Source organism: Methylocystis silviterrae (assembly GCF_013350005.1).
Lineage (GTDB): Bacteria > Pseudomonadota > Alphaproteobacteria > Rhizobiales > Beijerinckiaceae > Methylocystis > Methylocystis silviterrae.
In genome coordinates, this window is sequence record NZ_JABVWW010000001.1 from 1 (window position 1) to 16,011 (window position 16,011).

The following is a 16,011-nucleotide window of genomic DNA, read 5'->3' on the forward strand; positions in this document are numbered from 1 at the left end:
CCGCGATCCCCTTGCGACATGACCAAGTGAATCAACTCAACCCCGATTTGGCCAGAGGTTTTTGGAGGCGTCCAGCTCGCCGCCATAAGCGGCTTCATCGTCAGGGAAGCATCAGCTGCGGACAGGCCCGAGCTTGCTGCAAGACACAGCGCTCCGCCGAACGCCGCCGCGACAATTCGATTTCCTGTAGTCATATCTTATCCTTCCGTTTCGGAGCAGGGCCGGCGTAACGCACGACCGTCGCAGCGAACTGCGCCCCGCTCGGGATGGAAGGTAGTTACTGCATTGCAGCATGACAATATCGCAGTGCAATAACTTATCGTAATGTCGCATTATCTATATGATATTCAACGGTATTTTATGGCGCACAAATATTCGTCAGCCGCTTGCTTGCGCGCAAAAATGGCGCAGCAGCATTGCTGCGCTGCAGCGCAAGCGTGAGGCTTATTCGGCGTTCGCGGGTTCGTCCGCCGCCTGCCAGTCAAAGGTGACGACCCGGCCGTTTTCCACCGAGAGCGCCAAGCGGCCCCGCTTCAACTCCAACGCCTTCTCGCCGAAGATCGCGCGCCGCCAGCCCTTGAGCGCCGGAACGTCGGCGTGATCGTCATGCGCGACGGATTCGAGATCTTCGACCGTCGCGATCATCTTGGCGGCGACGCCCGTCTCCTCCGACACCTGACGCAGCAAAACCTTGAGCAACTCGACCGTCGCGCCGTTTGAGTTGCGTCGGTCGCGTTCGATGCGCGGCATTGTGGCGGGATCGCGCGCGAGCCCGCGCTCCACAGCGGCGATGATGTCGGTTCCCGCGCGGGAGCGCTCCATACCTTTCGGAAAGGACCGCAAATTGCCGAGCGCTTCGACAGAGCGCGGCGCGGCTTGAGCAATCTCGAGGAGCAAGTCGTCCTTCAGGACGCGCGAACGCGGCACGTCGCGCGTTTGCGCTTCGAACTCTCGCCAGGCGGCCAGTTCCATCAGAACGGCGAGATCGCGCGGCTTGCGCGCGCGATGGCGCAGCCGTTCCCAAGCGTTTTCGGGATGCTGCTCATAGGTTGCGGGCGAGGTGAGCGTCTGCATCTCGTCCACGAGCCATTCGAGGCGGTTGGAACGTTCGAGCCGCGCCCGCAGGGCCATGTATATGTCGCGAAGATGCGTGACGTCGGCGATGGCGTATTCGATTTGGGCGTTTGACAGCGGTCGGCGCGACCAGTCGGTGAATCGCGACGATTTGTCGAGACTGGCGCGCGTGATCGCCTTCACCAGTTCGAGATAGGACGCTTGTTCGCCGAATCCGCAGACCATGGCCGCGACCTGCGTATCAAAGATCGGCGCGGGTATGAGTCGGGCGAGGCGCCAGATGATCTCGAGATCCTGGCGCGCGGCGTGGAACACCTTGACGACGTCGGGATTGGCCATGAGCCCAAAAAATGGCGCAAGATCAAGATCATCGGCAAGGGCGTCGATCGCCACAGCCTCTTCTGGCGACGCCAGCTGGATCACGCAGACCTGCGGCCAGAACGTGGTTTCGCGCAAAAATTCGGTATCGACCGTGACGAAGGGATGCTGAGCAAAACGGTCGCAGACCGCCGTCAGTTCGGGATTGGTGGTAAGAAGACTCATTGAACTGGTTCTAAACGTTTTTGGTCTCGGTCTGAAGTCCTAAGGAGCAACTTAGGACGTCTCAGCCACGCTCGGCCGGCTTCGGCCCCGCCAAAATACACGGTTTTGCCGAAAATTTGCAGACCATCGGACGCCACGTCCGCACTGGACCGCGCGAAAAGCTGGCGCCGATGCGGTCCAGCAGGGGGCGCATCGACTGCTCAACTGTCGCAACAAGACAGCCCGGGCCTCTGGAGTTCCATGATTTGCAAGTTGCGGCCGATGCCCGATGGGGTAGCATGCCGCCGCCACTCTATCCGGGGAGCCACCCAATTCATGCATGAGCGTCTCACTCTCGCAGCGCGCGCGGCCGCGCGGGCGCGGTGTCCGGCGGCTGTCATCGCCGCTTCACTTCTCGTCGTCAGCGCGCCCGCCATGGCTGCGCATAAGCGCGGCGTCAGCCCGGCGTGGAGTCAGTGCCGCGCGCCTGACCCCGACGCGCGCATCGCAGGCTGCACGCAAGTCATTCGGGAGATCGACAAGGAGACCCCGCACAACAAGGTGGCCGCCTATGTCAACCGCGCCGGCGCTTATCAGGCGAAGGGCGACTACGCGCACGCGCTCGAGGACTTCGGCAAGGCGCTGGAGTTTGAACCCAAATCATCGGTGATTCTGGCCGCACGCGGCGCTGCGCATCATGCCAAGGGCGATCTCGACAACGCGCTCGCCGACTATGATCAGGCGATCGCCGCCGACAAAAAGAACGCCGCCGCGCTTCTGGCGCGCGCCTACATTTGGCGCGCCAAAGGCGATGTCGAGAAGGCTCTCGCCGATCTCGGGGACGCCGCGAAAGCCGACCCAAAATCAACGGCGCCGGACGTTGCAGCGGGCGCTCTCTATCACGGGAAAGGCGATCATGATCGCGCCATCGCGGCATTTTCCGAGGCCGCAAAGCGCGATCCCAAACTGGCCGCGGCGCGCAATGGGCGCGGCGCCTGCCACTACGCCAAGGGCGAATTCGATAAGGCGATCGCCGACTTCGACGCGGCGCTGAAAATTGACGCCAGCTACGTCGGCGCGCTTGTCAACCGCGCCAACGCCTGGCGGGCCAAGAAGGATTTCGCCCGCGCCAAGGCCGATTACGACGCCGCGCTGGCGGCCAAGCCTGATCTTGCCGCGGCGAAGAAGGGATCGGACGACATGGCCAGGCTCATCGCCAAGAAGGGTTCGGGCGCGGCGACGCCGGCCGATTCCGCTCCGCCCGAAGCCGAACACGACCACAACTGAAGCCCCGGAAGGCGGAAGGCGCGTTAAAGCGCCTTCGCCGCCGCCAGAACCTCCTCGGCGTGGCCCGGAACCTTCACCTTCCGCCAGATCTTGGCGATGCGGCCGTCGGGACCAATGAGCACCGTCGTGCGCTCGACGCCCATATATTTGCGGCCATACATGCTTTTCTCGACCCAGACGCCATAGGCGCCGAGCGTGTCCTTTCGCTCATCTGACGCGAGGGGCAGCGACAATTCATATTTGGCGCGAAATTTGTCGTGGCTCTTGATCGGGTCCGGCGACATGCCGACGACCACGGCCTTGGCCTTCGCAAAACTCTCGCGTAAGGCGTTGAATTCGATCGCTTCCTTCGTGCAGCCCGACGTGTCGTCCTTTGGGTAGAAGTAGAGCACGACTTTTTTGCCCTTCAGCGCGGCAAGCGAGATCTGTTCGCCGCCAGCCCCTGGGAGATCGAAGGCCGGCGCCAAGCTTCCTTCCTTTAAGCCTCCCTCCTTCTTCGCCTCCTTGAGTGTAGGTTCGGCCTTGCCGGCGGTCGTGCTCATGGCGCCTTCCTTTCGTCGCATCTGCAGCTAAAATCGGTCCGTAGAATGCAGACTGCGCGCCAGCCGGCAAGATCGGCGTACAAGACCGGCGTAATTGCCCGCGTCCGCGCTGCGATCGAGCCGAGAGCGAGGCCAATTGACCGACAGGACGGGGCGCAAGCCTAGCGGCGCCGGAGTCGTCGTCGATAGGGGGCGGCGCGCGATGCAGCGGGCCTGTCGCGCAGCGTTGCGACCGCCGTTTTTTTTGGCGCCGCGCCGCGGACTTCCCCGCCTGCTCATGCTCAGCGGACTTGCCGCAACGCTGCTGTGCGCGCTGACGTTCGGCGGCTTCTTCCTGCTGCTTTCGCAGGGCTCCATCACCTTTGCTTGGCTCGCGCCGCGCATCGTCGAATCGCTCGACGAACTCGCGGGCGGCCGGTACGAATTTTCGCTGGGCGCCGCTGCGATCGGCAATGGCGATCATGGCCCGACGCTGTCCGTCGACAATTTCATCATCAAGAAAGAGGGTCGTCCCATCGTGGCGGCGCCGCGCGCGGAACTGTCGCTCGACCTTCGCTCTTTGCTGATCGGCCGCATAAAGCTGCGCCGGCTCGAGGTTCTCGATCTGGACTTGCGCCTGTCGGTCAACCCGGACGGCGCCGTCGTGATTTCAGCCGGCGCTCAACCCGTTCCTGCGGCGGCGCCAGCGATTGCGCCCGGCGCGCCGGCGAACGGCTCCGGGTCGGAGCGCGTGACTCTGCTGCGCGACGCGGCGGGGGCCCTGCGCGGGCTCATGGACTTGGCCACGAGCCCGAACAGTCCAATCGCCGCGCTTGATCGCCTCGGCGTGGCGCACGGCCGGCTCACCATCGACGACCGCACGATCGATCGCGCCATCCGCTATGAAGACGTGACGCTCAGCCTCGACAAGGGCGGCGCCGGCATGCGCTTCTCGGCGGCGGCCAATGGCCCCTCGGGGCGTTGGACGGCCGTCGCCGTCGCAAAGGGCGCGCCGGGAGGACGGCGCGATTTCAACGCGCAGTTTCGCAATTTTTCGATCGACGAGATTTCGCTTGCCGGCGGCTTCCGCACCACCCGCTTCGACACTGACGCGCCACTCTCCTTCGACCTGAGATTCGCGCTCGGTCCGGGCGACGAGGTTCTCGAAGCATCGGGTCAAATGGAGATCGGCCGGGGCTATTTCCGCTTCGACGAGCCGGATCACGAGCCGGTGATGATCGAAAAGATCGCCGGCGTCGCGGTTTGGGACAGGGCCGCGCGCAAGGTCGCAATCGCGCCGCTTGTGTTCAAGGCCGGCGGTTTCGACATGACCATCGTCGGCGACGCCCGCCCGCCTGACGGCGCTAGGACCTTAGCCGATGCGGCGAGCCTGGATGGGCCATGGACGATCGCGTTGCGCCTGAAAGCGCCAACCATGGTCGCGCCTGAGCGCGCGGGAGAGAAAAATGTCCGCATTGACGACGGACTGCTCAACGCGCGCCTGTTTCGAGACGAACGCCAGATCGTCTTCGACAAATTCGCGTTCGACGGTCCCGACACGCACATCGACCTCAACGGCGCAGTGAGTTGGCGCGACGACATTCGCGTCATACTCAAGATGGGAATCGAAGAGACGCAGATACGCGCGCTCGCGCGCCTGTGGCCCACCCATGTCGCGCCGTCCGTGCGCACTTGGTTCGTCGATCATGTGCCGGTCGGCGTCTTAAAGCGCGTCCAATATGCCGCCGACTTCGACGGCGCGGCGCTGAACGCGATGCGCTACGAGCAGGCGCCGCCGGATCGCTCGCTGTTCGCCGAGGGCGACATCGTCGACGCGACAGTCTCCGACATCCTGCCGGGCATGGCGCCGCTGACCGGCATCAACGGAAGACTGCGGATCACCGGACAGACGGCGTCTTTCGACGCGACCTCAGGCGCCATGGAAACCGGGCCGGGTCGAGGCCTTGCACTATCATCCGGCCGCTTCCTGGTCGCCGACAGCGCGCTGCGCCCGACGCCCGCGATGGTCGAGGTCACTGTTGGCGGCGACGTCGAGGCCGTCTCTGACCTGCTTTCATTGCCGGCGATCGCCGACCACGCGTCTGTCCCCGTGGAAGCGGGCGCGCTGAAAGGAACCATCGAGGGTCGGCTGCGCGTCGATTTCGAGACAGGGGCGACCGCGCGCGACGCGGCCACGACTTTCGCGATCGACGCGACGACGTCGAACCTTGTGATCGAGAAGCTGATCGGCAGGGAAAAGCTCGAGAACGGCGCGCTGCATATTATCGCTGACCGAGCCGGACTGCGCGTGAGCGGAACCGGCCGACTCTTTGGCGCGCCGGCGACCCTCGACGTGCGCCGCGGCTTTGGCGACAAGGGTCCCGCACAGGCGCAGGTCGCATTCACTTTTGACGATGCGGCGCGCCAGCGCGCCGGCTACGCCATCGCCGGCGTCAGCGGCCCGATTCTGGCGACGATACGCACGCCGATCCCGGTTGAGAACGTCGATACGCGGATCGAACTCGATCTCACCCGGACGAATTTCGACAATCCGCTCCCGGGCCTGGTGAAGCCGGCGGGAAAGCCGGCAAAGTCTTCGTTCACGCTGACGCGCCACGGCGAGGCGATGTCGCTCGAACAATTCATGTTCGACGCGGGACCGACGCAAGCGCAGGGCGTCATCGAATTCGGCAGAGATGGCGCATTCCGCGCGGCCCGTCTCTCGCAGGCGCGGCTCTCGCCCGGAGACGACATGCGCGTCGACGTGCAGCGTAGCGGCGAACTGGTGAAGATCGTCGCGCGCGGCGCGAATTTCGACGCCCGTCCGATCATGCAGGGGTTGCTGCGCGCCGATCGCGGCAAGGGCAGCGTTGACGACCTCGATCTCGACTTCAAATCGCCGATCGTCACCGGCTACGGCAAGCAAATTCTCACAAACGTCGAACTGAAATTGGAGCGTCGCGGCGGCAAGCCCCGTGGGGTGGCGCTTAAAGGCTTTTTCGGCCGCGAGCAGCTCACAGTCGGCATGGGGCGCGGTCAGGATAACCAGTCGCAAATCGAAATTGCGACAAACGACGGCGGCTCGCTGCTCTCCTTCTTTGACATCTATCGGAAGATGGACAGCGGCGCCCTGACCGCGACTGTACAGCTTAATCAAAACCGAGCCGATGGCGCTTTGCGCATTCGCGACTTCTTCGTGCGCGGCGAACCGACCGTGCGCCAGCTGATGGCGCAAAGCGGAACGGCGCGCGCGGACGATCGCGGCAATTACCGCTTCGACCCCGACCTCGTTCGCGTCGGCAGATTGGAGAGCGACTTCAGCTGGTCGGGCGGACAGCTTACCGTGCGCGAGGGCGTGCTGTCGGGTCCCGAGATCGGCCTCACCTTCGACGGCTACATCGACTTCCCGCGCGAGCGGCTGGACCTCGTGGGCTCATATGTGCCCGCCTATGCGTTGAACAATCTGTTGTCGAATATTCCAGTGGTCGGCGTCGTGCTCGCCGGCGGACAGCATGAAGGCGTCTTTGCGCTGAGCTATCGCCTCTATGGCGCGCTCTCATCGCCCTCGATCAACGTCAATCCGCTCTCGGCGATCGCGCCCGGCTTGATGCGCAAGATCATGGGCGTCATCGACGGCACTGCGCGAATGCCGCAGCAGCGGTAGGTTTTCGCGGCCGCAGTGGCGCTAAGCGCGCTCAAGCAATACGTGCTTTTTCTTGCCGAGCGAGAGTTTGACGACGCCGTCGCTCGCAAACTCCGCTTCGCCGATGACGCTGCGTTCGTCCGTCACCGGCGCATCATTGACGCGCAGCCCGCCGCCCTTGATCTGGCGTCGCGCTTCGCCGGTCGACGCGACGAGACCGGCTTTGACGAAGGCCGTCAGCACGCCGAGGCCGGCGGCGACGTCCTCAGCCGAAACGGCGATCTTGGGGAGCGACAGCGCGAGCGCGCCCTCTTCGAATGTCGTGCGCGCGGTCGCCGCAGCCTCATCCGCCGCCGCGCGGCCGTGAATGAGCGCCGTCGCCTCCGTCGCGAGAGTCTTCTTGGCTTCGTTGATGTCGGCGCCTTGCAGCGCGGCGAGGCGCGCGATCTCTTCCATCGGCAGGAAGGTGAAGAGCTTCAGGAAGCGGGAGACGTCGGCGTCTTCCGTATTGCGCCAATACTGCCAATAGTCATAAGGCGACAGCATGTCGGCGTTGAGCCAGATGGCGCCCGCCGCCGTCTTGCCCATCTTGGCGCCCGACGCCGTCGTCAGCAGCGGCGAGGTGAGCGCATAGAGTTGCGGGCAGCCCATGCGGCGGCCGAGATCGAGGCCCGTGACGATATTGCCCCATTGATCCGAGCCGCCCATCTGCAGCAGCGCGCCGTAACGCCTGTTGATCTCGACGAAGTCGTAAGCCTGCAGGCACATGTAGTTGAACTCGATGAAGGAGAGTTCGTGCTCGCGTTCGAGCCGCAGCTTCACCGAATCCATCGTCAGCATGCGGTTGACGGAGAAGTGGCGGCCGACGTCGCGCAGGAAGTCGATATAGTTTAAAGCCGCCAGCCAATCGGCGTTGTCGAGCATCAGCGCGTCTGTGGCGCCATCTCCAAAGGTGAGAAAGCGTTCGAAGACGGTTCGGATCGACGCCTTGTTCGCGTCGATCTGCTCGACGGTCAAAAGCTTGCGGCTCTCGTCCTTGCCGGAGGGATCGCCGACTCGCGTCGTGCCGCCGCCCATCAGCGGCAACGGCTTGCCGCCGGTGCGCTGCAGCCAGGCGAGCATCATGATCGGCAGCAGCGAGCCGACATGAAGCGACGGCGCCGTGCAGTCAAAGCCGATATAGGCGGAGAGCGTCCCGGAGAGCGCCTTCTCGTCCAGCCCCTCGAAATCGGAGCATTGATGAACGAAGCCGCGCTCGATCAGAGCGCGCAGGAAATCGGACGTGGGAGTAAAATCAGCGGTCATGGCGGGGTGATAGGCGCTACGCGGCGCCCGCGCAAGCGAGCCCGGCTCGAGAGTTCCAGTTAAAATTTGAAGCTCCTTACGATATGTAAGTGTTCTAAGGAGATGGAGCCTGGCCTCAATGTCGAAGGCAACTCTAACCAGCAAGGGTCAGATCGCTCTGCCCGCGAAGGTGCGCCGAGCCTTCATACGACGCCTTAAAGGCGTTGTTCCGGCGCCCTCGACGCCAGTCACGCTTGAGGCAATGGAAGCGGCGATCCGAAGCCGCGCCAGCGAAAAGTGATAGCGCTCGATACAAATGTGCTCGTGCGCTACCTCGTGCAGGATGATCGCGGCCAGGCTCGAACCTCGACGCGATTTACCGAGCGAGCGGCCAAACTCTCATGAGAGGCGCAACCTGCTCCCTCTCCCGCGAAGCGGGGGAGAGTTGGGGAGGGGGCCGACGTTTCTTCTCACGTCGGAGCGCTCCTTGCCCCCTTCCGGCGCTCCCCTCGCTAACGCGGGAGAAGGGAGAGCGGCGCCGCCGCGCCTCGCGACCTTCGCGGCCGCTTTCTTGCCCCGCTGCGGGGCTTTTGGTAGAAGCCGCAGGCTTTCGCGCTCGCGCCGGCGCGCCGTCGAACGCAGGACAATCATGCTTTTCTACGAGCCGCTGTTCCTGTTCCTGTTCGGCCCGGCGGTTTACCTGCTTTATCTGTTCTTTGGAGAAGTCCGCGCGCGGCGGGCCGTCATCCTTCTTGCGGCAAGCGTGGCCTTTTACGCCTGGAGCGAGCCGGTCTTCATCTTCCTTGTCTTCGCGTCGGTCGGGCTCGACCTCTATGTGGCGCAGAAGATCGCCGCGTTATCCATCGGCGATCCCACTGTCATTCCCGACGCTTCGCATAAGCGAAGCGATCGGGAATCCAGACTTGCGAGCGAGGCTGTGATTGCTCTGGATTCCCGATCAGGCCTTCGGCCTGCCGGGAATGACATGCGCAAACGCTGGCTGGCGCTTGGCGTCGTCGGCAATCTCGCGATCCTTATCTATTACAAATATACGGGGTTTCTGGCGCTCAATTTCGATGCGCTGCTCAAGGCGTTGACGCTGCCGGGGATCAACATCCCGCAGATCGCCTTGCCGATCGGCGTCAGCTTCATCGTCTTCGAAAAGATCACCTATCTCGTCGACGTCTATCGCGGCGTCACGGCGCCGGCCCGCAGTCCGCTGCTTTACGGGCTTTACGTCTTTTTCTTTCCCAAGCTCCTCGCCGGCCCGATCATCAAATATCATGACATCGCGCGCCAGTTCGAGGCGATGCCGCACGCCGACGTCGACGACTTTATCGTGGGCTTTTCCCGCTTCATGCTCGGCGTCGTGAAGAAGCTGCTCTTCGCCGATACGCTTGCCAGCGGCGCGGATCTGATCTTCGCGCATGACGTTAGCTCCCTTGGCTTCGCGGAGGCCTGGGCGGGCGTGCTGTTCTTCACCTTTCAGATCTATTTCGATTTCTCGGGCTATTCCGACATGGCGATCGGGCTCGCGCGCATGTTCGGCTTTCGGCTGCTTGAAAATTTCAACATGCCCTATGTCGCGACGAGCATCACCGATTTCTGGCGGCGCTGGCATATTTCTCTCACCAGCTGGATTCGCGAATATCTATATTTCCCGCTCGGCGGCAATCGGCGCGGCGAAGCGCGCACTTACCTCAATCTGTGGATCTGCTTCTTCGCTTCGGGAATTTGGCACGGCGCGGCTTGGACCTATATCGCTTGGGGCGCCTATAACGGCGTGTTCCTCGTGCTCGACAGGCTATTTCTGGTCAAACGCCTGCAGCGGTTGCCGGACTGGCTCGCCAATATCATCGCGATGATCATCGTGATCGTCGGTTGGACATTCTTTCGCGCAACCTCTCTGTCGCAGGCCGGCGCGCTGCTCGCGTTGATGGCGAATCCATGGGCGCACGCCAGCGCGCCTGTCGCCATTCCTCCCGAATATGTGGTCGTGGCGCTGACTGCAGCGGCAATCTGCGTCGCGCAGCGGCTGTCGCTTTATGTCAAGGACTTCAATTGGGGACGCGCGGCGCAGCGCTTCGCATTGGCGTCGAACAGCGCGCTGTCCATGCTCTTCCTCGCGGCGCTGGCGAAGGGACTTGCCGATCCCTTCAAGCCGTTCATCTACTTCCGGTTTTAAATCGGATGAGCGATTTTAGTCGAAATGGATAAGCGCATCGAGAAACATGAGGCGGAATTTGGAGCGGCGTCGCAGTCGCGCGTTCGGGCCGAGGGCGTCATCGCCTTTTTTAAGTCGCTGACGCTCGCGCGTCTGCCGATTTTCGGTTGCGCGGGCTTCATCGCGTTTTTGTTCCTCGCCAATTTGTGGAATTTCGCCGTCGAGCGCGATTGGCCGAAGCTGCGCATCCGCAGCGCCTGGCCGCTCGCCGGCGTCGCGAAGCCAAAGCCCGCGCCGTGGACGCTCGACGCCTTTCTTTCCGGCGAAACGCAAAAGGCGGTTTCAATAAATCTTGGCCGAATGTCGCCGGTTTTTCCGATCTCCGTTCGCGCGAAAAATCAGCTCGTCTTTTCGCTTTTTGGCGGCTCGGCCGCGCCGGGAGTCGCGATCGGCCGAAACGGCCAGCTGTTCGAGCAGCTCTATATCGACAAATTTTGCGCGCGTGACGACGGCTTCGATCCGTCGCGCCTGAGCGCTTGGTCCTCGACCTTGCGCGACATTCAGGACATGGCGCAGGCGCGCGGCAAGAGCTTCGCCTATCTGATTTCTCCGTCCAAGGCGGCGCGCTATGCGGAAGATTTGCCGAAGTCCGCGCCCTGCGCGGCGCGCGCGACAATAATGCCGGAGAAGCTTGCGCCCTATCGCGCGGCGCTCGACGACGCACATGTGCGCTACGTGGACGGCGCGGCGCTCATTGCGGCGGAAAAATCCAAACAGCCGATCGCGCTGTTTCCGCGCGGCGGCTCGCATTGGAACAGCGTCGGGGGCGCGCTCGCCATGCGCGACGTGACGCGCGCGTCGCCGGCGACGCCGATCGGCGTTCTCGACTTTACCTCAGCGCCGGCGCCGGAAGCCGTCGGCACGGATCGCGACCTGCTGGATCTCTTAAATCTCCTGTGGCCCGACGCGCATTATCCGACGGCGGCGATCGGCCGGGCAGGGGAGAAGGGCGATTGCGCGCGGGCGCCGCGGCTGCTCGCGCTTGGCGGCAGCTTTCTGCATCAGGTGCTGGCGGCGGCGACGCTCGCGCCCTGTCCGCCGCAAATCGACTATTGGTTCTATATGCGCACCGAGAACAACACGATCGAACTCGGTCATTACCGGCGCGCGCCCGGCGACGCCTCGAACGGCGAACGGCTGCCGGCCACGACAGAGGAGCTCGATGAGAACCTCGCGGGCGCCGATTTCGTCCTGCTCGAAGAAAACGAAGCCGGCATCGCCACGACGAAGCAGATCGGGCATCTCGCCGAGGCGCTGCGCCGTTTGCCGTAGAGCGCGCGTCGCCGCTCACGCCGCCTGCGAGGGATCGTCCCAATATCCCTCGGAACGGGCGATCCTGGCGTATTCCGCATGCACCACGGCCGGGCTGTAGCGCCGCTCCAGTCGGCGAACCACGAAATGGCCGCGCGCGAGAGTTTGGAAATGTTCCGTGAAAGCGACATTGATCGCCGCGCCGCTGATCGCGCCGATGATCGGGACGGCCTGCGCCGCGGTCTTTTGCGACACGACCATGCCGAAACGCGCCCCGATCGCGCCGATCAGACGCGCCAGAGCCGGAGCAGCCTCATTGGAGACCTGCCGGACAGTCATAAAGCGTGCGGCGTCGGACACGGATTTCGCGAGCACGGCGCGCAACGCAAGATAGCCGCCCTCCAGCACATTTCCCTCGGCGGAATGGCCGCCGAGGGCGAAAACCTCCAGGCAGGCGAGGGCGGCGCCCGGGTGGCGCAGGTCCTCTCCCTCCGCCTGTGCGATTTCCGCGATCGAGCGCAGCATGATCGTCGTCGACACCGGCAGTTCCAGCGGCAGGCTCGCGAGGCCAACGGCGCCGCCGACGCCTCCCGTCAGCGCAGCGAGACGACGGTGAATCCGTATGGAGTCCTTCGCCGGCTGAGCGTCGAGGCTCGCCAAGGCCATCTTCATCGCCGCGGCGAGCGCCTTTTGCGTCGCAGTGGCGACCGCCGCCTGCAGTCGCGGCGGCAGCGTCAGCGAGCCAAAACTGAGCTGTCGGCTCGCCAATCCCGCCAGCCGCGTCGCAAAGCTATGTCTTTCCAGCGCCGCGACGGCGGAGTGCAGCGCTTCGACATCGGACTGCGACAAGCCCTGGTCCACGAGAATGGGTAGCGGATAGGAATGCGACACGGATGCCTCGGATTTTTGATTGCTCTTTAACAGTCGGACTCTTCCAAGGTCTTTGCAAGCGCGGCAAAGGTGTGGCGAGACGCGAATTCGCGACGCTCGCTCGTGCGCCGGCGCACATGATGCGCCCGTCGAGGCGCGACATCTTCGGTTGCGGCTGAAGCGGCGCTATTGCATTTCGGGGCTCGTCCTGTACTGCAGGGCGGGTGTTGCCGGCTTCGTTTTGTGCCGGCGGCCACAGACTAGGAAGAGGAGCACTGAATGCGGAAGTTTTTTTGGGGTCGCGCGCTGAGCGGCGCTTGCGCTCTGGCCCTGCTGGCGCCGGCGAGCGCCTTCGCGGGCGACCGCGTCGGGATGTTGCAGTGCCGGCTTCTCGGCAATGGCATCAGCGTTCTAGTCGAAAATCAGCAGATGGACTGCATTTATCGCGATGACGCCGAAGGCGCGGCTCCGGCCCACTATGTGGGCGCGCTCACCAAGGTCGGCGCAAATGTGACGATCAATGGTCCTGGCCAACTGTCCTGGGGCGTCGTCGCGGCGACAGACCACCTTGGACCTGGCGCTCTCGCGGGCTCCTATTTCGGCCCGGGAGTCTCAGCCAAGTTCGGGGTCGGGGGCGGGGGCGCGGCGCTCGTCGGCGGATCCGACAATATCTTCTCGCTGCAGCCCTTTAACGTCCAGGCCGGCTCTGGAGTGGGGTGGACGGCCGGCGTCGAGAGCCTGACGCTGGCCTATATCCCGCCGCCTCCGCCGCCCGCGCCGCGCCGCGGCCATGTCCACCATCATCACCACGTGCATCAGGGCCACACCCACCATCACACGAGCCATCACCACCACTAAGGGGTGGCGACGTCAGACTGGCGCGGAGAAACTCAGCAGCCGGTCGGTGGGGAAGTCATAAAGCCTCGCGCTCTCGCGCCATTCCGGCGCCAGCGGCGCGAGGCATTTTTTTGCGAATTCTTCAGGCGTTTTGAGCGTCATCGGATCTTCGCCCGGCATTGCCTGAGCGCGCATGCGCGTGCGCAGCGGACCCGGATTGGCGAGCATGACGGTCACGCCATCGCCGGCGCTCTCAGATGCATAAGTGCGGGCCATCGCCTCGAGCGCCGCCTTCGAGACCGCATAAGCGCCCCAGAACGGCTTCATCGTCTCGCGATGCGCCGCCCCTGAGGTGATGAAGAGGACGCGTCCGACGCCTGACGCGCGCAAGAGCGGATCAAGGGAACGGATCAGCCGCCAGTTCGCGGTGACGTTAACCGCCATGACGCGGTTCCAGTCCTTCGGATCGACGTGGGCGAGCGGCGACAGAGGGCCGAGAATCCCTGCGTTGCCAACGAAGGCGTCGAGCTTGCCCCAGCGTTCAAACAACGCGGCGCCGAGACGGTCGAGGGCGTCAAAGTCGGCCAGATCGCAGGGAACGAGCGTCGCTTGTCCGCCCTGCGCGCGGATTTCGTCATCGAGTTCTTCGAGCGCGCCCTGCGTGCGCGCCAAGGCCACGACATGCGCGCCGTCGCGCGCGAGTTCCAGGGCGAGCGCGCGTCCAATGCCGCGCGAGGCGCCGGTGACAAGGGCGATGCGGGGAGGCTTCACGCAGGGAGCTCGGGAATCATCTCGTCAACAGCGACATTCAGGCCTGGAGGATCGAGCGTCATGCGGCCTTCCTTGACGATTCCGACGACGATCTGATCGACTTGCCCGGCGGTAGTGCAAGATCAGCCGTCGGCTAAGGTCCACGACGAGATAATGCTTGACGCTCGCGATCCGAAAATAATCGCGTGGCCTCTCATAGCACGCGGATCTCGCGTCGGCCGCCTATCAGCTCGCCTCCGCCAGCAGCGACAGTTGCGCGCGGTTTTCGCCGACAAGGTCGGTCAGCGACGTAGGATACTCCCCGGTGAAGCAGTGGTCGGTGAACTGCGGCCGGATGGGATCACGGCGCTCGTAGCCCATGGCGCGATAGATGCCGTCGACCGACAAGAAGGCCAGCGAGTCGCAGCCGATATATTCGCGCATTTCATCGAGCGTATGCGTCGCGGCGAGCAGATTCTCCTTCTGCGGCGTATCGATGCCGTAGTAGTCCGGATTGGTGATCGGCGGCGACGAAATCAGGAAATGCACTTCCGTCGCGCCGGCGTCGCGCATCATCTGCACGATTTTCACCGACGTCGTGCCGCGCACGACGGAATCGTCGATGAGGATGACGCGTTTCCCGGCGACGACGCAGCGATTGGCGCTGTGTTTCATGCGTACGCCGAAATCGCGGGCGATTTGCGTCGGCTCGATGAAGGTGCGCCCGACATAGTGATTGCGGATAATGCCGAGCTCGAACGGCACGCCGGATTGCTGCGAATAGCCGAGCGCCGCCGGCACGCCGGAGTCCGGCACGGGCACCACCACGTCCGCCTCGATCAGGCGCTCGCGCGCGAGTTCGGCCCCCATCGCCTTGCGCACCTCATAGACCGGACGGCCATGGACGATGGAATCGGGACGGGCGAAATAGATATATTCGAAGATGCAGGGGCGCATCGGCTGCGGCGGAAACGGCCGCAAGCTCTGAATTCCGTCCTCGGAGATAATGACGATCTCGCCGTTCATCACGTCGCGCACGAAGCGCGCGCCGATAATGTCGAGCGCGCAAGTTTCCGACGCGAGAATATATTTTCCGTTGAATTCGCCGATGACGAGCGGCCGGATGCCGAGCGGATCGCGCGCGCCGATCAGCTTCTTGTTGGTGAGCGCGACGAGCGAATAGGCGCCTTCGATCGAGCGAAGCGCTTCAATGAAACGGTCGATGAGCAGCGGCCTGCGGCTGCGCGCCACGAGATGAAGGATGACCTCGGTGTCCGAAGTCGACTGGAAGATTGCGCCTTCGCGGATCAGTTCGCGGCGCAGCGTCTGGGCATTGGTGAGGTTGCCGTTGTGGGCGACTGCGAAGCCGCCCGTGTTCAGTTCCGCGAACAGCGGCTGCACGTTGCGCAGCATGGTTTCGCCGGTGGTGGCGTAGCGCACATGTCCGATCGCTGTGGCGCCGGGCAGGCGCTTGATCGTGTTTTCCTGAGAAAAGTGATCGCCGACCAGGCCCAGTCGGCGTTCGCCATGAAAGCGGCCGCCGTCGAAGCTGACGATGCCGGCCGCCTCTTGGCCGCGATGCTGCAAGGCGTGCAAGCCCAAGGCGGCGATCGCTGCGGCGTCCGGCAGATCGAAGACGCCGAACACGCCGCAATATTCGCGAAGCCTGTCGCCGTCGAGATCGTCTGTCGCGTCAATCTCGTGGGATGAGAATCGTTGAAGATCCTCGGCGGCCTCCGTCATGCTTC

11 protein-coding genes and 1 pseudogene are annotated in these 16,011 nt (G+C 63.8%); 5 read left to right on the forward strand and 7 right to left on the reverse strand.

Going from position 1 to position 16,011, the window contains the following annotated elements:
- Positions 1-194: pseudogene (locus HUN39_RS18975) on the reverse strand (hypothetical protein); the annotation flags it as partial.
- A gap of 250 nt (positions 195-444) precedes the next feature.
- Positions 445-1,617, reverse strand: a complete 1,173-nt coding sequence (gene rnd / locus HUN39_RS00005) for a ribonuclease D (protein ID WP_175092480.1) — start codon at positions 1,615-1,617, stop codon at positions 445-447.
- 315 nt (positions 1,618-1,932) lie between these two features.
- Here rnd and HUN39_RS00010 point away from each other — a divergent pair, with 315 nt between their 5' ends.
- Positions 1,933-2,883 carry a tetratricopeptide repeat protein gene (locus tag HUN39_RS00010; RefSeq protein ID WP_175092481.1) on the forward strand — a complete coding sequence of 317 codons (951 nt, stop codon included), beginning with the start codon at positions 1,933-1,935 and terminating at the stop codon, positions 2,881-2,883.
- Positions 2,884-2,906: 23 nt separating this feature from the next.
- Here HUN39_RS00010 and HUN39_RS00015 read toward each other — a convergent pair whose 3' ends face one another.
- On the reverse strand, positions 2,907-3,425 hold the full coding sequence (locus HUN39_RS00015) for a peroxiredoxin (protein WP_175092482.1): 519 nt from the start codon (positions 3,423-3,425) through the stop codon (positions 2,907-2,909).
- A gap of 136 nt (positions 3,426-3,561) precedes the next feature.
- Between HUN39_RS00015 and HUN39_RS00020 the strand changes: the two genes are divergently transcribed.
- Positions 3,562-7,068 carry an AsmA-like C-terminal region-containing protein gene (locus tag HUN39_RS00020; protein WP_175092483.1) on the forward strand — a complete coding sequence of 1,169 codons (3,507 nt, stop codon included), beginning with the start codon at positions 3,562-3,564 and terminating at the stop codon, positions 7,066-7,068.
- A 21-nt stretch (positions 7,069-7,089) separates the two neighbouring features.
- Here HUN39_RS00020 and tyrS read toward each other — a convergent pair whose 3' ends face one another.
- The gene (gene tyrS / locus HUN39_RS00025; RefSeq protein WP_175092484.1) at positions 7,090-8,352 is read right to left on the reverse strand and encodes a tyrosine--tRNA ligase; all 1,263 of its coding nucleotides are present in this window, start codon (positions 8,350-8,352) and stop codon (positions 7,090-7,092) included.
- A 628-nt stretch (positions 8,353-8,980) separates the two neighbouring features.
- Here tyrS and HUN39_RS00030 point away from each other — a divergent pair.
- Positions 8,981-10,516, forward strand: a complete 1,536-nt coding sequence (locus tag HUN39_RS00030; protein ID WP_175092485.1) for an MBOAT family O-acyltransferase — start codon at positions 8,981-8,983, stop codon at positions 10,514-10,516.
- Between the two features lie 24 nt (positions 10,517-10,540).
- Complete coding sequence (locus HUN39_RS00035) at positions 10,541-11,827, forward strand: alginate O-acetyltransferase AlgX-related protein (RefSeq protein WP_175092486.1); 1,287 nt, start codon at positions 10,541-10,543, stop codon at positions 11,825-11,827.
- Positions 11,828-11,842: 15 nt separating this feature from the next.
- Here HUN39_RS00035 and HUN39_RS00040 read toward each other — a convergent pair whose 3' ends face one another.
- Positions 11,843-12,697: an EcsC family protein gene (locus HUN39_RS00040; protein ID WP_175092487.1), complete on the reverse strand. Its 855-nt coding sequence runs from the start codon at positions 12,695-12,697 to the stop codon at positions 11,843-11,845.
- 258 nt (positions 12,698-12,955) lie between these two features.
- Between HUN39_RS00040 and HUN39_RS00045 the strand changes: the two genes are divergently transcribed.
- Complete coding sequence (locus tag HUN39_RS00045; RefSeq protein ID WP_175092488.1) at positions 12,956-13,534, forward strand: DUF992 domain-containing protein; 579 nt, start codon at positions 12,956-12,958, stop codon at positions 13,532-13,534.
- Positions 13,535-13,546: 12 nt separating this feature from the next.
- Here HUN39_RS00045 and HUN39_RS00050 read toward each other — a convergent pair whose 3' ends face one another.
- Complete coding sequence (locus tag HUN39_RS00050; RefSeq protein ID WP_175092489.1) at positions 13,547-14,284, reverse strand: SDR family NAD(P)-dependent oxidoreductase; 738 nt, start codon at positions 14,282-14,284, stop codon at positions 13,547-13,549.
- Between the two features lie 225 nt (positions 14,285-14,509).
- Entirely contained in the window at positions 14,510-16,006 is a 1,497-nt protein-coding gene (gene purF, locus HUN39_RS00055; RefSeq protein ID WP_175092490.1) for an amidophosphoribosyltransferase, read from the reverse strand.
- Positions 16,007-16,011 lie beyond the last annotated feature (5 nt).